The organism is Idiomarina aquatica, from assembly GCF_004362895.1.
GTDB lineage: Bacteria > Pseudomonadota > Gammaproteobacteria > Enterobacterales > Alteromonadaceae > Idiomarina.
This window is the reverse complement of sequence record NZ_SNXI01000003.1, coordinates 74,299-95,155: the sequence shown is the minus strand read 5'-3', so window position 1 is coordinate 95,155 and position 20,857 is coordinate 74,299. Positions and strand designations below refer to the sequence as shown.

Here is a 20,857-nt window from a genome sequence, read left to right as displayed (position 1 = left end):
AATTATGATTTCGGTAAACCCGACTACAAGTAACGCAGAAAAGCTAGATCTGGAAAACTTATCACCAGAGCAAACAGCATTGAGCATCAAGAACCTCGACTTGTTCTACGGACAGGATCAAGCGCTGTACGATATTTCGATGCATGTACCGAAGAACCGTGTTACTGCGTTCATCGGTCCGTCTGGTTGCGGTAAATCGACGCTGTTGCGTTGTATTAACCGTATGAACGACCTGGTCGAAATTTGTAAGGTTAAAGGCGACATCGAGCTGCATGGCAAGAATATCTATGACAAAGACGTTGACGTAGCAGCGCTGCGTCGTCGTATTGGCATGGTGTTCCAACGGCCTAATCCTTTCCCTAAGTCGATTTACGAAAACGTCGTATACGGCCTGCGCTTACAGGGGGTTAAAGACCGTCGCGTGCTTGACGAAGCGGTGGAAACATCGCTGCGTGGTGCAGCTTTGTGGGATGAGGTTAAAGATCGTTTAAATGCCAGCGCGTTTAGTTTGTCTGGCGGTCAGCAGCAACGTCTGGTTATTGCTCGCTCTATCGCAATAGAGCCGGAAATCCTGCTGCTTGATGAGCCAACCTCGGCGTTGGACCCGATCTCAACACTGACCATTGAAGAGTTGATTACGGATCTTAAAAAGCAGTTCACCGTCGTTATTGTTACGCATAACATGCAACAGGCAGCGCGTGTATCCGATCAAACGGCGTTTTTGTATATGGGCAAATTGATTGAATATGCCGATACCGATACGCTATTTACAACGCCGTCAGAAAAGCAAACCGAAGATTATATTACCGGCCGTTACGGTTAAGGAGACAGTGATGGATAAAATGAATATGGGCAAACACATCTCCGGAAAGTTTAACGAGGAGCTGGAAGCGGTCCGTAATAAAGTATTAAGCATGGGTGGCATGGTTGAACAGCAAATCAGCGATGCCCTCGAAGCGATTCAAACAGCGGACGTTGAGTTGGCCGAAAAAGTACTGAGCAGTGATCACAAGATCAATAAGCTGGAAGTACAGATAGACGAAGAGTGTGTGCATATAATCGCTAAACGCCAGCCGGCTGCCAGCGACTTGCGGTTGGTGATTGCGATCATCAAAACCATAGCTGATCTTGAGCGCATCGGTGACGAAGCTGAGCGTATTGCTAAAGTGGCGAAAGAGAGCTTCAGCAAAGACCAGCAGCAACTGTTGGTTAGCCTGGAGAATCTGGGACAGCACATTCTGGGCATGTTGCGTAAAGTGCTGGACGCTTTTGCTCGCATGGATCTAGAGGCGGCATACGAAGTGCATCAACAGGATGAGCAGGCGGATCGTCAGTACGAAGCACTGACGCGTCAATTGATGACCTACATGATGGAAGACTCACGTTCGATCCCGAAAATTATGGATGTACTGTGGTCAGCACGTTCGTTGGAGCGGATGGGCGATCGCTGTCAGAACATTGCTGAATACATCATCTTTTTCGTTAAAGGCAAAGACGTGCGTCATGTATCGCCAGAGAGCATGGAACGCACGGTGCTGGGCAAAAACCGCGATTAAAATAATTGCCGGGCACGAATGGTGCCCGGTATTTTCCGCATCCGCGCAAGTATTTCGCTGCCATTATTACTGTCAATATCCATCACCACATAGCCCACGGCTTCGTCCGTCTGCAGATATTGACCCGCGACGTTAATCTGATATTCACTCAAGATACTGTTAATCGCGTTAAGCATGCCAGGCTGATTCTTATGGATATGCAACAAACGACGGGTGGTGTCGTGTGTTGGCAGGCTGACTTCCGGGAAGTTTACAGCTGACAGGGTCGACCCGTTATCGGAGTAACGCACTAATTTACCCGCGACTTCAGTACCAATATTTTCCTGAGCTTCCATGGTTGAGCCGCCGATGTGCGGAGTTAACAAACAATTATCAATACCACGCAAGGGTGATAAAAACTCTTCGTTGTTACCTTTTGGCTCGACCGGGAATACATCAATGGCTGCGCCCGCTAAGTGGCCACCTTGCAATGCTGAAGCCAGCGCCTCGATATCCACCACGGTGCCGCGCGAGGCATTAATAAACAGGCTGTTGGGCTTCATGCGGCTAAATTGGCGGACGCCCATCATCATCTGCGTTTGCTCGGTTTCCGGCACGTGCAGGGTCACAATATCGGCCTGACTGAGCAGATCATCCAGCGTGTGCACCGGCATCGCATTACCCAGCGGCAACTTGTCTTCGATATCGTAATAGATAACCTGCATGCCCAGTTGCTCGGCTAATACACTGAGCTGGCTACCAATATGGCCATAACCAACAATACCCAGTGTTTTGCCGCGCGCCTCAAACGAGTTTTTTGCTGATTTAAGCCAGCCCCCGCGGTGGGCTGAGGCATTTTTAGCCGGAATGCCGCGTAACAGCATAATCACCTCGGCTAATACCAATTCGGCAACACTGCGGGTATTGGAAAAGGGCGCGTTGAACACGACTACACCATGGCGCTTAGCGGCGGCTAAATCAACTTGATTGGTGCCAATACAAAAACAGCCAACTGCAATCAGTTTCTCTGCTGCGGCAAACACGCGTTCGTTAAGTTGCGTGCGTGAGCGAATGCCAACGATGTGCACATCCTTCATTTTTTCGATTAGCTCGTCATCGGACAGCGAACTGGGTAACACCTCCATATTGGTGTAACCGTGTCGTTCAAATAATTTTATGGCGCTGGGGTGCACGCCCTCGAGCATCAGGATTTTGATTTTGTCTTTTGACAACGATTGTTTTACTACGCTCATGGTGGTTTTTATTCTTATTAGTGATGAATAGGTTATGAGAGTTTAAAATTCGTATTTTTTAACGCCGTCAGGGCTACCCAATAGGGCAATATTCGCGCCGCGAGCCGCAAATAAACCGTTGGTAACCACACCGACAATATTATTGAGCTTGTCTTCCAGCTCCATCGGTTTCATGATCTCGAGGTTGTGTACGTCCAGGATCCAGTTGCCGTTGTCGGTAGTAACGCCCTGACGCCATTCCGGGTCACCACCTAACTTAACAATTTCACGTGCCACATAAGATCGAGCCATGGGGATAACCTCGACAGGCAACGGGAACTTGCCCAGTATGCCAACCATTTTGCTTTGGTCCGCAATACACACGTATTTTTCGGCTACGGCGGCAATAATTTTTTCGCGCGTTAACGCCGCGCCACCGCCTTTTATCATTTGACCGTGCTCATTAATTTCGTCAGCGCCATCAATATAAACCGGTACCGGGCCTGCCGCGTTCAAGTCAAAAACGGGTATGCCATGCGCTTTTAAACGTGCGGTCGATTCTTCAGAGCTTGATACAGCCCCCTCGATATCGTCTTTTTTGGTTGCCAGCGCGTCAATGAAAAAGTTAACGGTCGAGCCCGTGCCTACGCCGACAATGGTACCGTTCTCGACGTACTCTAATGCTGCTTCCGCGGCTGCTTTTTTCATTTCGTCGCTTGCTGCCATGATCAATTTTTCCTGTTTATTTGTTGCGCAAAAAAATCAATGTTTAGTATACGGCTTTTTACGGTTGACTGCACCGCAACATCTGTTAAAAACGCCAATGTTTTGTCGGCGTAATCACCTCAGGGATAGGTACGTCCCAGGACTCAACCGGAATGGATTCGACTTCTTGTTGGTCGTAGGCAAGCCCAATGGGGCTTAACTGCGTTAACAAGCCGTCGCGCCATCGCGCCAGGGTGCGATCGTAATAACCGCCGCCCATGCCCAGACGATTGCCCTGTCGATCAAAGCCAACCAACGGCATAAATAGCCAATCGATTTGTGCCAGTGGAACAATGTTTTGACAATCAAGCGCTGGCTCGGCGATACCGTAACGGTTTTTTATCATCGTTGTGTGCGGGTTGTAGCGTAAAAACAGCAAATGTCCTTTGCTGAAGGGATGTAACACTGGCAATACGGTGGTTATACCCTGCTGCCATAACGCGTTGATAGTTGGGGTTGTATCCAGCTCTGCAGCAAAGCTTTTAAAAATTGCTGCAATGCCGCCGTGGTTTAAATCTAGCCGCTGTTTTACGCGCGCCGCGACCGCCTCGGCTGCCTGCTTGCGGCTGGCCTCACAAAGCTGTGCTCTGGTCTGCTGTAACTTGCGTCTTAAGGCATCTCGGGTCATGCTAAAGCGATAGGTAAAATAACAATGACAATAAGGATAACCGATGAAGGCATTAAAAACGATGTTAGTCGGACTCGTCGCGCTGACGATGAGCAGTGCAGTTCTGGCATGGCAGGCGCCACCCAAAGCGCCGGAACGAGCCCAGGGTGATGGCCCATACGAGCGCTTAATTTTACGCGGTGGTACTGTGATTACCGGCGAGGGCGCACCGCCACAGGGGCCGGTTGATATTATCATTGAAGATGACCGTATCGTGCAAATTGTCAGCGTTGGTAATCCGGGCGTGCCGGTGATTGAATCACGTCGGCCTAAAGCCGGTGCCGACGATAAAGAAATTGATGTTTCCGGGCACTATATTTTACCGGGCTTTATCGATATGCATGCACATATTGGTGGTTCAGCCGAGGGCATACCTGCCGAGTACGTGCTGAAGCTATGGCTGGGCCATGGCATTACTACCATTCGTGAGCCAGGCAGCTTTAATGGTCTGGACTGGGTAAAATGGCATCAGGCTGAGGCTAAAGACAATGATATTGCCTCGCCGCGCATTGTGCCTTATGTGGGCTTTGGACAGGGCTGGGAGGAACCCATTTATAACGCTGAGCAGGCACGTGACTGGGTGCGTTACATCAAAAAACGCGGCGCCGCCGGTATTAAGTTTTTTGGCGCATCACGTAAGGTGATGGAAGCGGCGCTTGATGAAGCCAACAAACAGGGCTTGGGAACCATGATGCATCATGCGCAGCTTAACGTGATGTCGATGAATGCACTGGACTCTGCGCGGCTCGGTTTAACTTCTATGGAGCACTGGTATGGGTTGCCCGAAGCGTTGTTTGAAGACAAACGAATTCAGAACTATCCGGCGCATTACAATTACAACAATGAACAACACCGCTTTGAAGAAGCTGGAAAACTGTGGCAACAGGCGGCGGAGCCAGGCTCTGAAAAATGGAATGCGGTTCGCGACGAGCTGATCGAATTAGACTTTACCATTAACCCGACCTTAACCATTTATGAGGCGTCGCGCGATCTGATGCGTGAACGTCAGGCAATTTGGCACGATGAATATACTCTGCCGCGGTTATGGGACTTTTTCGAGCCGAGCCGCTATGCGCATGGTTCGTATTGGTTTGACTGGACCACCGATAACGAAATTGCGTGGAAGAAAAACTACCAAAAATGGATGGCGTTTTTGAAAGATTACCACGCCAATGGTGGCCGTATTACCCTGGGTTCAGATGCGGGTTATATCTACAAAATTTATGGTTTTGGCTACATCCGCGAAATGGAACTGCTGCGTGAGGCAGGTTTGAACGCACTAGAAGTGATTCATGCAGCAACCTTAGCTGGCGCAGAAGCACTCGACATGGAAGACGAAATTGGCAGTATCGCACTGGGTAAAAAAGCCGATATGGTGATTGTAAAAGAAAACCCGTTGGCTAACTTCAAAGTGCTATACGGTACCGGTCATTTTAAATTAAATGACGACAACCAGCCGATCCGTACTGAGGGTATCAAATACACCATCAAGGACGGCATTGTTTACGATGCACAAGCACTGCTTGAAGATGTAAAACGTATTGTTGCTAAAGAAAAAGCATCACGCCAGTGATGCTTTTTAAATAGGGTGGTTTCCCGGCGGCGCCGTTGTTGGGCGTTAGCCCTTGAACCCATTGGTTCAAGGCGGGGAGCAAATGGGATCCATCGTAGGCTTCCCGATACGTGTCGGGCTTGCTCATGACGGGCCAGTGGTCCCCTTTAGATATAAGCATCGGCTCAGGGACATTCGCCTACGTGTCGTACGCCCCAGGAAACCGCAGAAAAGGGTACTTTAATTTAGCGTGAACCGCGCTGCGATCGTTGTTCACTCATTGCTTGTTCTATGGTTGCCTGCAGTAATTGGATCTTTTCTTCCAATTTAGCCGTGCGTGCAGCTTGATCATTTTGATCCTGAATCCATTCGTGGCACAGGTTCAACGCTGTCATCACCGCAATTTGTTCGACGTTGGTCAGACTGGTGCGCTCCCTGGTGTCGCGCAGACGCTCATCTAACGCATCCGCAGCTTGTTGTAACGCGCTTTCCTGACCCGCCGGGCAGTTAACTTTGTAGTTTCTGTCCAAAAGGGTGATATCCATGGTACGACCTGCCATTTTGCAGACTCCCTGCTTATTATTCTAACAACACAGTAATCTGTGCCAACCCCACTATTATGACACGAGCGGCGAGCGCTTGTCAGCTAGCGTATTATAAAGGCCAGTGTTAGGATGTAAGCAAGCGAATTCAAGGACTTTTACAATGGCGACACGTTTTAATTATGACCGCTTAGCGGAAATGTTCGCGCAGTTTGATATGACGCCCTCGGCTGCCGAAGTACAGGGCATGCTCACCGGCCTAATTGCAACCGGTACGCGCGCCGACAGTGATGAACTGCTGACGTTAATGACTGACCTGGCCTATGACGGCAACGCCATGCCGGCAGAGCTGAAAAATCTTATCCGCGAGCAGGCCGAAGAAATTCAGGTGTCATTGGGCGATCGTGATATGGGTTATCAGTTGTTGTTACCCGACGATAAAGCACCTTTGGTGGACCGCTTACAGGCCTTAGGTGGCTGGGTGCAATCCTTTTTGGTCGGTTTTGGCGTAAACCAGTCAAGCGTAGCAACGGCTTCCGGCGATTTACGCGAAGCGCTGGATGACATGATCGAAATTGCCAAACTGGACTTTGATGATGAAGAAGGCGAAGACGCGGAGCGTGCTTATTTTGAAGTCGCTGAATACCTGCGTATTTCTGCCATGATGTGCTTTACCGAATTAGGACGTCACCAGCCGGCGGCTAATGATATCAGTAAAACACTTCATTAATTGGTTATAAAAATTCGTTTTAAGTTGCTCGTTAAGAGGTGAACTGATGAAACCCGTGATACCCCAGGATGAGTTTTTACAACGCCGTAAACGCGTGCTCGAACAGCTACCCGATAACGTGGTGGCGTTGGTCGCTGCAAACCAAGAATTGACGCGCAGCAACGATACCGAATATCCATTTCGACAGAATAGCTATTTTCATTATCTGACGGGCTTTAACGAGCCGGATGCGGTATTGGTGTTAAGCACGGTGTCTGACCACGCCGGCAGCACACTTTATTGTCAGGACAAAGATCCGGATGCCGAAGTTTGGCATGGACTGCGGCTGGGGTATCACAATGCACCCAACGCTCTGGGTATTGAACAGGCCTTTGATATCGAAGAAATCGACGAACGCCTGCCCGAAACACTCAACGGTGCCGAGAGCGTCTATTTAATTTTAGGCGAAGACGAAGAGCTCGAGCATCAGGTTCACCAGGCAATGGCGTATTTGCGTGAGACCGAAAAACGCGGTAACAAGGTCCCGCACCGTATCGACGATCTCAGACCCTTGGTCGATCGCATGCGACAAATCAAATCGGCGCACGAGCTGCAAGTAATGCAGGAAGCCGCGCGCATTAGCAGCGACGCGTTTAAACGCATCATGAAATTTGTCCAGCCTGGCGCGTATGAGTATCAACTGGGCGCTGAACTGCATCACGAATTTGCCATGAATGGCGCATTATACCCGGCCTACGGCATGATTTGCGGCGGTGGTGCCAATGCCTGTGTGCTGCACTACACCGATAACCGCGACCAATTACACGACGGCGATCTGGTACTTGTCGATGCCGGCGCTGAATATCAGGGCTATGCTGCGGATATTACCCGCACCTTCCCGGTTAACGGCAAATTTTCGGATGAACAAAAGCTGTTGTACGAATTGGTCTTAAAAGCGCAGCTGGCCGCATTTGAAAAAATCAAACCCGGCTCTGACCTGAATCAAGCCACCCAGGCAGCGGCGCGTGTTATCAATGATGGCCTGACAGAACTGGAAATTTTAACAGGGGATGCGGACGAGAATTTCGAACAGCAGCGCTGGAAAAAATACTTTATTCACGGCCTAAGTCACTGGTTGGGTCTGGATGTACATGATGTCGGCCGCTACAAAGATGCTGACAACCAACCGGTTAAATTGGAGCCGGGTATGGTTATTACGGTTGAGCCGGGTATTTATATTTCGCGCGAATCAGGCGCAGATGAGCGCTGGCGCGGTATTGGTATTCGTATCGAAGACGATTTAGTTATTACCGAAGACGGCTTTCAGAACATGACGGCGTCAGTACCGAAAACGGTGGAAGAGATAGAAGCGTGGATGCAAAAGTTGTAATTGCCGGCGGTAGTCTGGTCGGTGCGCTAACCGCCTTAATGTTAGCGCAAAAACGGCCTGACTGGCCGATTGTGGTGGTAGAACCTCGTGCCGATGGACCACCTCAGGATAAGCGCATCATTGCGTTGGCGGCCGCGTCGGCAAAACGTTTAAAACAACTCGGTGTGCTGAATGAGCACATTACACAAACCCCAATCGAGCACATTCACATCAGCGACCGCGGCTTTATTGGGGCAACAGAATTACACGCCGAAACCGAGGGTGTCGACGCGCTCGGCGTGGTCGTGCCTGCGGCTCAGTTGGTTCAGCGGTTATACGAAAGTTGCCGACAGTTACCGAATGTCGAATGGCTTAGTGCGAGTCGGGTCGAGACCATCGATCAGCAGGTAGCGCAGATAGATATCAAACTCGATAACGGGCAACAACTCGCGACCGAATTGTTGGTGGGAGCGGATGGTCAGCATTCTTTGGTACGCGAAGCGCTTCGTTTACCCAGCGAGGTCGAAGAGTATGACCAGGTTGGCTGTATTGCTACCTTAACCCTGGATCGGCCCCTCAATGGCTGGGCCTACGAGCGTTTTACCGAGCACGGCCCGATTGCATTGTTACCGATGCCCAATAATCAGGCTTCGCTGGTCTGGACCTTTACCGGCGACGCGGCAGAACAGGCAAGGCACTGGCAGGATGAACATTTTATCAAAACCTGCCAGCAGGCATTTGGTTATCGGGCCGGCGCAATAACCGCTACCTCGGAGCGCTTTTTTTATCCCCTGCAATTACGGCGGGCAACGCGCTCTATTCGTCACCGCAGTGTGATAATTGGCAATGCGTCACACGCGTTACATCCAATTGCAGGGCAGGGTTTTAACCTGGGGCTGCGTGATGTCGAGACGCTGGTAGCGTCGCTGGCGCGGGTTAACGACCCGGGCGAATTTTCGGTGTTGAATGACTACCACAACAAACGCCAGCAGGATTACGATGCCATTATCAACCTGACCGATTTGTTAGTCAGAGGCTTTTCCAACCACTATGGGCCGATGGTGGTGCCGCGCAATATGGCATTACTGGGGTTGCATCATATAGCGCCGTTAAAGTCTGCGTTCGCTCGCTTAACCATGGGGATGAGGGTATGAGACGACAACAAGCAGACATTGTCATTGTCGGAGCCGGTATGATTGGCTTGAGCCTGGCGTGTTTACTGGCCAAGGCAGGACGTCAGGTGACTGTGTTGGAGCGTCATTCGCAGCCGCAATTAAGCGATGAGCTCGCGCTGCGTGTCAGTGCGCTTAATAATCGCAGCCGTCAGGTACTGCGGGATTGCGGCGCCTGGCCGCTGATTGACGATTACCGCATTGGGCCTTATACCAGCATGGAAGTGTGGGATAAAGACAGCCCTGCACACATCGAGTTTAGTGCCGCAGAAATTAATCAGGACGACTTGGGTGCGATTGCCGAAAATAACGTGGTTGAGCACTTTTTGTGGCAGCAGGCACTGCAACTGGGTGTTGATATTCAGCAAGTTGACGAGTGGAAACTGCTTAACGAAGGGGATGCCGATAGTCTGGTCGAAATAAAAGTGGGTGATGACTTAGTCTTTGCGTCGTTGTTGGTAGGCGCTGACGGTGGTCGCTCGCTGGTAAGGCAATGGAGCGAATTACCCGTAACGTTCTGGGATTATGAGCAACAGGGTATTGTCGCTAATATTAAAACGGAGCAGCCTCATGGCGGCGTCGCGCGGCAGATATTTTTGCCGACCGGACCGCTGGCGTTGCTGCCGACTCCCGATGCGCACACTGTGTCGATTGTTTGGTCGGCTGACACGGCGCTGGCTGAACAGTTGTTACATGAATCGGCAGAGCGCTTTGCCAAGCACGTAGAAACCGAGTCACAACGAGTATTAGGTGGCTGTAAATGTGTCTCTGATATTAAGGCTTTCCCTCTGCGCATGCAGTACGCCCGGCAGTGGCAGCATGGCCGCATTGTGTTAGCCGGTGATGCCGCGCATACCATTCATCCATTGGCGGGGCAGGGTGCAAATTTGGGTTTTGCCGATGTGCGAGCACTGGCGCAACATTTAGACACAAGGGATTTAAAATCCCTTGTTGAATTGAACAAGGCATTAAGTAAATACAGCCGCGAACGCCGCGCCGACACCCAACTGATGATCGCCGGTATGGAAGCTTTCAAACGTGGCTTTGGCACCGCTAATCCGCTGGTGAAAGGCATGCGCGCCATCGCCTTCGCGATACCCAATAAGCTTACTCCGTTAAAGCGCCGGCTAGCGCAGCTCGCGATGTAGACGCTTCGCGTGGTTTGGGCTCGTGCTTTGCACTCGCGGTATAAGCTCGCTGCGCTCGCGGTTTAGGCTTCGCGGCTTAACGGCCGCAGGCCCGACACCACGCGTAGCGTCTACACCACGAGCGCAGCAAGCCCAAACCGGCGTAGCCCTAAACCGCGAGCACAGCGAGCCTAGATCCTGGCTTTTAGGTAGTCCGCTAACTGCGAGGCTGCGGTGGATGCACCGCCCGCGAGCCGCATGATCACGTTAACCGAGCCCGGATGAGGCAACCGCTTGCCATCGGGTAGTGTATCGATAACAGAAATGGCGTCCGGGACCGTGCTGCGAGCAAGCACCGTGATACCCAGTCCACTATTGATTGCGGCCGTCAGACCGGAAAAATCGGTATTGGTGTAGGTAATACGATGAGGTTGATGAATACGTTGCAGGCTTTGTTCGGCGCGGCGCCGGTAAATGCAGCCTTCGGGGGCAACGACTAGGGGTAAACTGGGTTGTTCAAGCAGCGCCGGCGATAACGCCGGTGAGCCCACCCAGACTAATTCCTCGCGCTGAATCAGCACGTCACTTTTATTGGTCTGTTCCCGCAGTGCCAGAATAATATCAAATTGCTGACCCAATCCAGCCAGTAAGTCCTTACTCAGCGCTGACGTCACCTGCAGCGTAACCTGTGGGTAGACCTGCGCGAATTGCCCTAAAACTTTAGGCAACAAGCTAGAGGCAAACTCACTGGTAATACCCAGCCGTACTTTACCACTGACTTGCTGCGGTTCGAATTGCGCCCAGGCCTGATCATTAAGCGCTAACAAACGTTGGGCGTAATCAAATAACACTTCGCCATCGGCGGTCAGGGCAAAGCCGGCACCGTGTCGTGTGAGTAACTCAACACCAATTTGCTGTTCCAGCTTTTTTAGCTGCAGGCTAATGGCCGGCTGCGAGCGGCCCATACGTTCTCCGGCCGCCGTCATGCTGCCCAGCTCAATGACTGCAGTAAAACTTCGCAACGCCTCAAGGGACAAGTGCTTCATTATAAAGCCTTATAAAGTCGAGATAGGGTATTTAAATAATTAATGCAATTATAAACAATATTCATTGTTAGTTTAAGCCGATCACGCCTATAATTTGCGCCCATTAGCTCGTCATTATTTTAAAAGGATCGCGTTATGGGCAGCAAAACTCCGTTGTATGATGCACACGTCAAAGCCGGCGCCAAAATGGTCGACTTCCATGGCTGGGATATGCCATTGAACTACGGCTCGCAAATCGAAGAGCACCACGCCGTGCGCCGAGACTGCGGTGTTTTTGATGTTTCGCACATGACCATTGTGGATGTTGAAGGTGCGCAAGCTCAGGCGTTTTTACGCTACTTGCTTGCTAACGACGTAGCCAAGCTAAAAACCGAAGGCAAAGCACAATACACCAGCATGTTAAACGAAAGCGGTGGTGTTATTGACGACCTTATCGTTTATCACTTCTCTGACACCTCATACCGTATGGTAGTCAACTCAGCGACCCGTGATCGCGATTTAGCCTGGATCGAAAAAGTCGCTGCTGATTTTGACGTAACCACCAACGAACGTGACGACATGGGCATGGTTGCGCTGCAAGGTCCTAACGCGGCAGAAAAAATCCAACAGGTAATTAGCGCAGATCAGTACGCCGAAATTGACGGCATGAAACCATTTGTGGGTAAACAAGTAGACGACTACTTTATTGCTACCACCGGTTACACCGGCGAGAAGGGCTACGAAATTGTCGTGCCATCGCAGCAGCTGGAAGCGCTGTGGGATGCTCTGTTAAAAGCCGATGTTGCACCGTGCGGTTTGGGGGCGCGTGATACCCTGCGTCTGGAAGCTGGCATGAACCTGTACGGCCAGGATATGGACGAGAACATTACCCCGCTGGAAGCAAACATGGGCTGGAGTGTGGCGTTTGAACCGGCAGACCGCAACTTTATTGGCCGCAAAGCATTAGAAGCTTTAAAAGAAAAGGGCCACGACAAGTTAGTTGGTCTGGTAATGGAAGCAAAAGGGGTACTGCGTCACGGTCAAAAAGTGACCGTTGAAGGTGGCGAAGGTATCATCACTTCTGGTACATTCTCGCCTACACTTGGATTCTCTGTCGCGATGGCTCGTGTACCGGCCAGCGTTGGTGATACAGCCGAGGTAGAAATGCGTAAGAAGCAAGTACCGGTAAAAGTCGTTAAGCCAAGCTTCGTGCGAAACGGTCAATCTGTTTTATAATCACGTTTTTATAGACTAATAACAGGAAGTCATTATGAGCAACATTCCAGCCGATTTAAAGTATGCATCAACCCACGAGTGGGTTCGCGACGAGGGTGACGGTACCTTCACCATTGGTATCAGTGAGCATGCCCAGGACCTGTTGGGTGATATGGTATTCGTCGAGTTGCCTGATGTTGGCGATAAAGTCGAAACCGGTGACGATATTGCAGTCGCTGAGTCAGTAAAAGCGGCATCCGATATCTATGCACCCATTAGCGGCGAAGTCGTTGCTATTAATGAAGATTTGGAAGATTCGCCAGAAACCGTCAACAACGACCCGTATGGCGACGGTTGGTTATTCAAAATTAAAGCGGACGACAGTAGCGAGCTGCAAAACCTGTTGGACGCAGACGCCTATGAAGCGTCAATTGACGAAGATTAATTTCGTCATGCATTAGCAGACATGGAACGTCGCGAACCCCGGAGCCAACAGCCGGGGTTCGTTGTTTTTCTTACACAGAAAATTTTCCTATTTGTACGAGGCCGAGGTAAATGACCAGTACTACCCTGACGCAATTAGAACATCACGACGAATTTATTGGCCGCCACATTGGCCCCAGCGCTGACGAGCAAAAAGCGATGCTTGAGGTGCTTGGTGCGGATTCGCTGGAAGCGCTGACTAAAGACACGGTGCCGGGTACTATCCTGCGCGAACCGTTTTTGCAGGTGGGCGAGCCACAAAGCGAGCGCGAAGCGTTGGCAACGCTGAAAGCGATAGCCAAAAAGAATCAAATTTTTACGTCGTATATCGGCATGGGCTATTACGACACCGTAACGCCTAACGTGATCTTGCGTAACGTACTGGAAAACCCGGGTTGGTACACAGCGTACACGCCGTATCAGCCGGAGATTGCACAAGGCCGTCTGGAAGCACTGCTTAACTTCCAGCAAATGACCATGGATTTAACTGGCCTGGATTTGGCCAGCGCCTCGTTGCTGGATGAAGCGACTGCGGCCGCCGAAGCAATGGCGATGGCCAAACGCGTATCGAAAAATAAAAAGTCGAATGCGTTCTATATTGCTGACAACGTTTACCCACAAACCATCGACGTAGTTAAAACACGTGCAGAGTACTTCGGTTTTGAGATCATTGTAGGTCCGGCGCGTGAGGCCTCTGACCATGACGTGTTCGGTGCGTTATTACAGTACCCGGATAAAACTGGTGAGCTGCATAATATCGAGCAGCTGATTGGCGAGTTACAAGAGAAAAAGGCCATCGTTGCCGTTGCCTCTGATTTAATGAGCTTGTTGATGCTTAAGTCTCCGGGCGAAATGGGTGCCGACATGGTGTTCGGTAACGCTCAGCGCTTTGGTGTTCCTATGGGTTACGGCGGTCCTCATGCCGCGTTCTTCGCAACTCGCGACAAGTTTAAGCGTTCATTGCCGGGTCGCATAATTGGTGTGTCCAAAGACAGCCGCGGCCGCCCTGCATTGCGCATGGCAATGCAAACTCGCGAGCAGCATATCCGCCGCGAAAAAGCGAATTCAAACATCTGTACCGCGCAGGTACTGCTGGCTAACATGGCGTCGTTTTATGCGGTCTACCATGGCCCGCAAGGCCTGCGTCGTATTGCTAATCGTATCCACCGTCTGACCGACATCGTGGCGCTGGGCTTAAAAGACAAAGGCGTAGAGATTCAAAATGGTCATTGGTTTGACACCCTGACTTTCGAAATGAAAGACAACGCGGCAGACGTGTTGGCGCGCTCTAAGGCAGCACAGCTGAACCTGCGCAACGACGGCGAGGGCGTGTTTGGTGTGAGCCTGGATGAAGCCAAAACTCGTGACGATGTCGAAGCCCTGTTTACTGTCTTGTTTGGCGAAAATCACGGCCTGGATATCGACGTATTAGACAGCCGTGTTGCAAGCGGTGACGTTGAGTCGATTCCTGCGGCGTTGGTGCGCCAGTCGGACTTTTTAACGCACCCGGTATTTAACGAGTACCACTCAGAAACCGAAATGCTGCGTTATATCAAAAAGCTGGAAAACAAAGACTTAGCATTAAATCATTCGATGATTTCGCTGGGTTCGTGCACCATGAAGCTTAACGCAACCGCTGAGATGATCCCGGTCACCTGGCCTGAGTTTGGCCAGTTGCACCCGTTCTGCCCGGTCGATCAGGCGCAGGGTTATGCTGAATTGGTATCGACGTTGTCTGACTGGTTAATTGATATTACCGGTTACGACGCGTTGTCGATGCAGCCTAACTCCGGTGCGCAAGGCGAATACGCTGGTCTGCTGGCGATTCAGAAGTACCATGAAAGCCGCGGCGACGGACATCGCGATATTTGCTTAATCCCAAGCTCGGCGCACGGTACTAACCCGGCCTCAGCGCAAATGATGAACATGAAAGTCGTGGTCGTAGACTGCGACAAACACGGCAACGTCGACATGGCTGACCTGAAAGCGAAAGCTGAAGAAGCCGGCGATAACTTGTCGTGCATCATGGTCACTTACCCGTCTACGCACGGTGTATACGAAGAAGGCATTCGCGAAATCTGTGACTTAGTCCACAGCTACGGCGGCCAGGTCTACATGGACGGTGCCAACATGAACGCTCAGGTTGGCGTGACCTCGCCAGGTTACATAGGCTCTGACGTATCGCACCTTAACCTGCATAAAACCTTCTGTATCCCGCATGGCGGTGGTGGTCCGGGTATGGGCCCCATCGGTGTTAAAGAACACCTGAAAGACTTTTTGCCAAACCATAGCGTGATCAACATCGAGTCGACTAAAACCGGTAACGGCGCCGTATCGGGTGCACAGTTTGGTAGTGCCAGCATTCTGCCAATTTCGTGGATGTATATTGCCATGATGGGTGGCCGCGGTCTGCGTGAAGCCTCTGAAGTGGCTATTATGAACGCAAACTACGTGGCTGAGCAGTTAAGCAAACACTTCAAGATCCTGTACCGTGGTCGTAACAACCGCGTTGCACACGAGTGCATTATCGACTTGCGTCCGTTAAAAGAAGCGGCCGGCATTGCCGAAATCGACGTTGCTAAACGTCTGCAGGACTACGGCTTCCACTCGCCAACCATGAGCTTCCCGGTAGCGGGTACCATTATGGTTGAGCCGACAGAGTCTGAGTCTAAAGCTGAGCTGGATCGTTTTATCGAAGCGATGGTTAGCATTAAGCAAGAAGCCGATAAGATTGCCGCCGGCGACTGGCCGAAAGACAATAACCCGCTGGTAAATGCACCGCATACCCTAGCGGATATTACTGATGCTGAATGGGATCGCCCATACGACCGCCAAACGGCAACCTATCCGGTAGAAGCCGTTGGCTACGACAAGTTCTGGCCAACCGTTAACCGTATTGATGACGTGTTTGGCGACCGCAACCTGATGTGCTCCTGCCCGAGCATTGACGAATACCGGTAGCGTGCGCCCCGGCGCACGTGCTCTACAGCACTAAAGTTTGGTTATTCGAAAGCCCTCTGGTTAGAGGGCTTTTTGTATTGATTGCCGACTTCCGAGACTTAATCGTGCTTAGCGAAAAATTTCTTGAACAGGCGCTCTGACTCTTTCAGACCATCCTCTGTGAGCAGGACAGACTTACTTTTACCAACTGGATTCCCAATAAGACCCTTTTCATGGAGCCTATTCATAACATCCCAATCGAAGGACTTCCACGACCGACAACCATCGTGCAAAGTCAGCTGTAGCAAAGCAAGCACGGCCTCATCGACTTTGTCTTCATCAACTTTCATAGTTTTTATCCTGTGGTTATTTAAAACTACGCGACGACCTGACTACCGCAAAATACTAAACCTGCCCACCAACCCCTTTAAACTTCTCTACAAACGCCGAAATCTTCTGAAACACAGTTTGCTTCTTGGTTCGGTATTCCGGGTTTAGCGGGCTTAGTTTCGGCAGTGTTGAGTTCAGCTCGGTGCCGTTTTCGCTGGCGTATTCGCGACGTAATGAGGCGGCGATATAGCGCTTGGCGGCGTATTCGTTGAGGTTCTCCGAGCGAATGAGTTCTTCGGCTTCACGTAGCTGTTCGGCTTGGGCGAATTTGTAGAAGTCGTCGATAATTTCTGATTTTTCCGGTATTTCATCAAGCTCGGTTTGGTTAATAAATTTAACCACCAGACTTTCTTTGGCCCGGTTGCCAAGGCTGGCGCGAATTAGGCGGCGAACTTCTTCTATTAAGTCGTCTTTGCTTTTGTTTCTCCTATTCTGCTCAAATATCAGCTCAAGAATATAGTCGAGGTTTATTTCCTGCGACTTCAGCAAGTCGACTTCAAATTCGATATCGTCCCAGTCGATAGATGACTGCGCTTGGTTTTCGGCTGATCTTTCACGGCGGATCCAGTCGCGAATATCGTTATAGGTCGAACGATAATCCTGTACTCTTCGTTCAGGCGGTATGCGAATGGTTTGCAACGTTGCAATATCGTCGTCGCTTAAATGATGCTCAACCTTGAACGCTTCAACGGCATCATCATCGCTGGTATCGATTTTCTGCAGAGCTTTTAAGCTGGCAAATTCATCGTAGTTTTGCAGAATATTTTCAACACGCAAATACTCGCCAAATAACTTGGCGAAGTCTTTCTTGTCCTTCTCTCGTTCAATGTCATCTGGATCCGGAAAGCGCTGTTCAAGCTCGGACACGACTTCCATAAAACCACGTCGTGCTTGGCCGGTAACCAGGTCGGTAAAGCCTTCCATGTACTCTTTGTAGCTCTTTTCGAGCACCACATTCTTGGTGTTTTTGTCACCAAACAAGGTGATGGCATCAACTGTTGACTTTTCCAGGTCGCGGAAGGTGACAATATTGCCGAAAGTCTTGGTGGCATCGTAAATGCGGTTGGTGCGCGAATAAGCTTGGATAAGTCCGTGGTAGCGTAGGTTCTTATCCACAAACAGGGTGTTCAATGTCGGCGCATCAAACCCGGTGAGGAACATACCCACCACAATCAGCAAATCAATTTCCTGGCTTTTAACGCGCTTGGCTAAGTCGCGATAGTAGTTCTGGAAGCCTTTACTGTCGACGCCATGGTTCACCTTAAACATGGCGTTGTAATCAGCAATAGCAGCGCTTAAAAACTCTTTGCCGCTGCTGTTCAAGGCAGACACTTCGAAGCTCTCGTCCGGAATTTCGCCAATAGCGTCTTGCTCTTCATTCGCCGCAAACGAGAAAATAGTCGCCACACGTAATGGCCGCTCTGCATCTTGTTGCAGCTGCTGAAACGCCTCGTAATAGGCTTTTGCAGCATCAACACTGCTGACCGCGAACATTGCGTTAAAACCTCGGCCACCAGCTCCCCTGCGATGCGTTTTCTGGCGGAAATGCTTCAGTATGTACTGCGTTATCTCGCGTATACGCTCCGGGTGCAGTAATGCTTGCTTGTTTTCCGCGGCGCTGAGTTTTTTCTCGTCCTGCTCGGTTTCAATTTCACGGAACTGCGGGCGTACGTCGTTGTAGTCTACTTTGAACTTCAGGACTTTTTCGTCACGAATGGCGTCAGTTATCACATACGAGTGAAGCTCACGACCAAACACACTGGCGGTGGTTTCAGCACCTAATGCGTTCTGAGGGAATATCGGCGTTCCGGTAAAACCAAACTGATAATAGCGTTTAAACTTCTTCTGTAAGTTTTTCTGTGCTTCACCAAACTGGCTGCGGTGGCATTCATCAAAAATAAACACAACCTGCTGACGATAAACCGGCAAATCACGCTCGGTTTTCATCAAGTTATTCAGTTTTTGAATAGTGGTGACAATAATTTTGTTGTCATCTTTACTCAAATTGCGCTTAAGGCCAGCGGTGCTGTCCGAGCCGTTTACGCTATCGGGCGAGAAGCGCTGATATTCCTTCATGGTCTGGTAATCGAGGTCTTTACGGTCGACCACAAAGAACACTTTGTCGACAAAGTCGAGCTCGGTCGCCAAGCGCGCCGCTTTAAAGCTGGTGAGCGTTTTCCCCGAGCCCGTGGTGTGCCAGATATAGCCGCCCGCATCGGTTGAGCTCCATTGCTTGGCCTGAAACGCACTCTTAATCTTCCACAAAATGCGTTCTGTGGCGGCAATTTGGTAAGGCCGCATCACTAGAAGGGTATCGCTGACATCAAACACTGAGAAGTGCAGTAATACTTTGAGCAGGGTCTCTTTTTGAAAGAAGGTCGCAGTAAAGTCTTTGAGATCTTTAATCAAGCCGTTGTCGGACTTCGCCCAGTTCATGGTGAAATCGAAGGTGTTCTTGTTGCGTTTAACGGTGTTGGCGAAATAGCGCGTGTCAGTACCGTTGGAAATAATAAACAGCTGCAAATATTTAAACAGCGAGCTCTCGGCGTTAAAGCTTTCTTTGCTGTAGCGGTGCACTTGGTTAAAGGCTTCGCGAATCGCCACACCGCGCTTTTTCAGCTCAACCTGAACCAGCGGCAGGCCGTTCACCAAAATGGTCACGTCATAACGATTGGCGTGCGAACCAGTCTGCTCAAACTGCTTGATCACCTGCACCTTGTTACGTGCAATATTGTTTTTATCAACCAGGTAGATGTTTTGAATGCGACCATCATCAAAAACGAAATCTTCAATGTAATCGTCATGAATTTTGCGCGTTTTGTCGGTGATGCTGTCACTGGGTCTGTCGAGATACGTCTCAACAAAGCGCGCCCACTCGCCGTCTGAAAACTCAACGTTGTTCAAGGTCTGCAACTGCACGCGCACATTGGCAAGCATTGCAGTAGGGTTATTCAGTCCAGGCACATATTCATAGCCCTGATTCATTAGATCTTGAATCAGTTCGCGTTCTAAATCACTCTCGCTTTGGTAGCTTTCAGCAACTTCATATTGCTTGGTGTACTTATCTAAAACGATAAAGTGTTTTGACTCGGCTATGGGTTTGTAGGTGGTCATTCCTTTGTATCCTTTTTCTGCAACAGCGCTTTATTCATCGGTTTTTAATAAAATAAAATGCTCAACCAATCGAATCATCAGTTCTTTCTGGTCGGGTAAGCTTTCAGCAACTAATAATGCCAGCGCAACCAGCGTATTGTCGTTAATCAATTGCTCAACAGGTTTTGCCAATAGGTGCTGATTAACCCGCAAATACCATAAAAATAAAAATGACCCGGTGCGCTTATTACCATCGGCAAGCGGATGGTTCTTAATGACAAAGTAGAGCAAGTGTGCAGCACGGCTTGCAACGTTCGGGTAGAACAATTCGTCGGCGAAGCCTTGCTCTATGGTAGCCAGTGCAGACGCCAAGCCGTCACCACGCACTTGGCCAAACAGCTCTGTCGCCTCACCTTTTGCAATGAGCGTTTTTTTAAGTTCGGCAATCGCGACAAGTACATCGTCTAGCTCCAGCGCCAGCATGTTATTTTGCTTGTTCGTTAGTGAGGCTAGGCTTTGTTCGTCATAACCCTGTAACAGGCTCCAACTGCGCGCATAATCATTAATGACCGCAAGCACAGCTTCACCTTCATCGCTCACTAATTCTTGGTTAGCCAGTGTACGAGAAAGCAAAGCAATCGCTTGCTCGAACTCAACACCTCGCTCTTGTAACCGGCGCTGGTTTATCGTGTAGCCTTCAATGAGATGCTGTTTCAGGATTCTGTTGGCCCACTGACGGAACTGTACGCCGCGCTGGGACTTAACCCGATAACCTACGGAAATGATCACATCTAGGGAGTAAAAGGCTACCGGCTTGTCGGAGCCAGCAATATGCATTTTTTGCATATTGCTTTTTTCAGACAATTCTCCGTCCTTGAATACATTGCGAATATGTCGAGATAGCACTGACTGATCACGCCCAAATAGCTCTACCATTTGTAGTTGGGTGAGCCAAACCGTTTCGTTCTCAAGGGTAACGTTGAGTTCTAGTTTACCGTCATCGGCTTGGTAAATTTCAATACTATTGGTCATCGGAAATTC

General features: G+C 50.2%; 18 protein-coding genes and 1 other RNA gene. 10 read left to right on the top strand and 9 right to left on the bottom strand.

Annotation, left to right across the window (positions count from 1 at the left end; translation table 11 throughout):
* The first annotated feature begins 4 nt into the window (after nucleotides 1-4).
* Both pstB and phoU read left to right on the top strand, forming a co-directional pair.
* Nucleotides 5-823 carry a phosphate ABC transporter ATP-binding protein PstB gene (gene pstB, locus DEU29_RS03735; RefSeq protein ID WP_133538910.1) on the top strand — a complete coding sequence of 273 codons (819 nt, stop codon included), beginning with the start codon at nucleotides 5-7 and terminating at the stop codon, nucleotides 821-823.
* A 10-nt stretch (nucleotides 824-833) separates the two neighbouring features.
* Nucleotides 834-1,556, top strand: a complete 723-nt coding sequence (phoU, locus tag DEU29_RS03730) for a phosphate signaling complex protein PhoU (protein ID WP_133538909.1) — start codon at nucleotides 834-836, stop codon at nucleotides 1,554-1,556.
* Here phoU and serA read toward each other — a convergent pair.
* The 3 genes from serA to DEU29_RS03715 form a co-directional block, all read right to left on the bottom strand.
* Nucleotides 1,553-2,788, bottom strand: a complete 1,236-nt coding sequence (gene serA, locus DEU29_RS03725; protein WP_133538908.1) for a phosphoglycerate dehydrogenase — start codon at nucleotides 2,786-2,788, stop codon at nucleotides 1,553-1,555. The genes phoU and serA overlap by 4 nt on opposite strands.
* 42 nt (nucleotides 2,789-2,830) lie before the next feature.
* Nucleotides 2,831-3,493 (bottom strand): ribose-5-phosphate isomerase RpiA, encoded by a 663-nt coding sequence (rpiA, locus tag DEU29_RS03720; RefSeq protein WP_166635872.1) that lies wholly within the window; start codon nucleotides 3,491-3,493, stop codon nucleotides 2,831-2,833.
* Between the two features lie 85 nt (nucleotides 3,494-3,578).
* The gene (locus tag DEU29_RS03715) at nucleotides 3,579-4,160 is read right to left on the bottom strand and encodes a 5-formyltetrahydrofolate cyclo-ligase (protein ID WP_133538907.1); all 582 of its coding nucleotides are present in this window, start codon (nucleotides 4,158-4,160) and stop codon (nucleotides 3,579-3,581) included.
* Nucleotides 4,161-4,203: 43 nt separating this feature from the next.
* Here DEU29_RS03715 and DEU29_RS03710 point away from each other — a divergent pair, with 43 nt between their 5' ends.
* Nucleotides 4,204-5,772: an amidohydrolase family protein gene (locus tag DEU29_RS03710; RefSeq protein ID WP_133538906.1), complete on the top strand. Its 1,569-nt coding sequence runs from the start codon at nucleotides 4,204-4,206 to the stop codon at nucleotides 5,770-5,772.
* 16 nt (nucleotides 5,773-5,788) lie between these two features.
* Here the strand turns inward: DEU29_RS03710 and ssrS are convergent.
* Together ssrS and zapA are read right to left on the bottom strand one after the other, a co-directional pair.
* A non-coding RNA gene (gene ssrS, locus DEU29_RS03705) (6S RNA) lies at nucleotides 5,789-5,976 on the bottom strand.
* A gap of 20 nt (nucleotides 5,977-5,996) precedes the next feature.
* Nucleotides 5,997-6,311, bottom strand: a complete 315-nt coding sequence (zapA, locus tag DEU29_RS03700; RefSeq protein WP_133538905.1) for a cell division protein ZapA — start codon at nucleotides 6,309-6,311, stop codon at nucleotides 5,997-5,999.
* A gap of 145 nt (nucleotides 6,312-6,456) precedes the next feature.
* Between zapA and DEU29_RS03695 the strand changes: the two genes are divergently transcribed.
* From DEU29_RS03695 to DEU29_RS03680, 4 genes are read left to right on the top strand one after another with little or no spacing between them, the layout of a single operon-like run.
* The gene (locus tag DEU29_RS03695) at nucleotides 6,457-7,023 is read left to right on the top strand and encodes a UPF0149 family protein (protein ID WP_133538904.1); all 567 of its coding nucleotides are present in this window, start codon (nucleotides 6,457-6,459) and stop codon (nucleotides 7,021-7,023) included.
* Between the two features lie 46 nt (nucleotides 7,024-7,069).
* Nucleotides 7,070-8,392, top strand: coding sequence for a Xaa-Pro aminopeptidase (gene pepP, locus DEU29_RS03690; RefSeq protein WP_133538903.1), 1,323 nt, complete (start codon nucleotides 7,070-7,072; stop codon nucleotides 8,390-8,392).
* Nucleotides 8,374-9,525 carry a 2-octaprenyl-6-methoxyphenyl hydroxylase gene (ubiH, locus tag DEU29_RS03685; protein WP_133538902.1) on the top strand — a complete coding sequence of 384 codons (1,152 nt, stop codon included), beginning with the start codon at nucleotides 8,374-8,376 and terminating at the stop codon, nucleotides 9,523-9,525. Before pepP ends, ubiH begins: the two co-directional genes overlap by 19 nt.
* On the top strand, nucleotides 9,522-10,691 hold the full coding sequence (locus DEU29_RS03680; protein WP_133538901.1) for an FAD-dependent oxidoreductase: 1,170 nt from the start codon (nucleotides 9,522-9,524) through the stop codon (nucleotides 10,689-10,691). The genes ubiH and DEU29_RS03680 overlap by 4 nt, the downstream gene beginning before the upstream one ends.
* Nucleotides 10,692-10,861: 170 nt before the next feature.
* On the opposite strand, the gene DEU29_RS03675 is transcribed toward DEU29_RS03680, so the two are convergent.
* Nucleotides 10,862-11,716 carry a LysR family transcriptional regulator gene (locus DEU29_RS03675; protein ID WP_133538900.1) on the bottom strand — a complete coding sequence of 285 codons (855 nt, stop codon included), beginning with the start codon at nucleotides 11,714-11,716 and terminating at the stop codon, nucleotides 10,862-10,864.
* A gap of 135 nt (nucleotides 11,717-11,851) precedes the next feature.
* Here DEU29_RS03675 and gcvT point away from each other — a divergent pair, with 135 nt between their 5' ends.
* The 3 genes from gcvT to gcvP all read left to right on the top strand — a co-directional run bounded on the left by gcvT (nucleotide 11,852) and on the right by gcvP (nucleotide 16,354).
* Nucleotides 11,852-12,931, top strand: coding sequence for a glycine cleavage system aminomethyltransferase GcvT (gene gcvT, locus DEU29_RS03670; protein ID WP_133538899.1), 1,080 nt, complete (start codon nucleotides 11,852-11,854; stop codon nucleotides 12,929-12,931).
* Between the two features lie 34 nt (nucleotides 12,932-12,965).
* Nucleotides 12,966-13,355: a glycine cleavage system protein GcvH gene (gene gcvH, locus DEU29_RS03665; RefSeq protein ID WP_133538898.1), complete on the top strand. Its 390-nt coding sequence runs from the start codon at nucleotides 12,966-12,968 to the stop codon at nucleotides 13,353-13,355.
* A gap of 110 nt (nucleotides 13,356-13,465) precedes the next feature.
* Complete coding sequence (gene gcvP, locus DEU29_RS03660; protein WP_133538897.1) at nucleotides 13,466-16,354, top strand: aminomethyl-transferring glycine dehydrogenase; 2,889 nt, start codon at nucleotides 13,466-13,468, stop codon at nucleotides 16,352-16,354.
* 98 nt (nucleotides 16,355-16,452) lie between these two features.
* Here gcvP and DEU29_RS03655 read toward each other — a convergent pair whose 3' ends face one another.
* Genes DEU29_RS03655 through rhuM form a run of 3 tightly spaced genes read right to left on the bottom strand, consistent with a single transcriptional unit; the run spans nucleotide 16,453 to nucleotide 20,848 of the window.
* Nucleotides 16,453-16,683 (bottom strand): DUF6429 family protein, encoded by a 231-nt coding sequence (locus DEU29_RS03655; RefSeq protein WP_133538896.1) that lies wholly within the window; start codon nucleotides 16,681-16,683, stop codon nucleotides 16,453-16,455.
* Between the two features lie 55 nt (nucleotides 16,684-16,738).
* Nucleotides 16,739-19,837: a type I restriction endonuclease subunit R gene (locus tag DEU29_RS03650; protein ID WP_133538895.1), complete on the bottom strand. Its 3,099-nt coding sequence runs from the start codon at nucleotides 19,835-19,837 to the stop codon at nucleotides 16,739-16,741.
* A gap of 30 nt (nucleotides 19,838-19,867) precedes the next feature.
* On the bottom strand, nucleotides 19,868-20,848 hold the full coding sequence (gene rhuM / locus DEU29_RS03645; RefSeq protein ID WP_133538894.1) for a RhuM family protein: 981 nt from the start codon (nucleotides 20,846-20,848) through the stop codon (nucleotides 19,868-19,870).
* Between the last annotated feature and the right edge of the window lie 9 nt (nucleotides 20,849-20,857).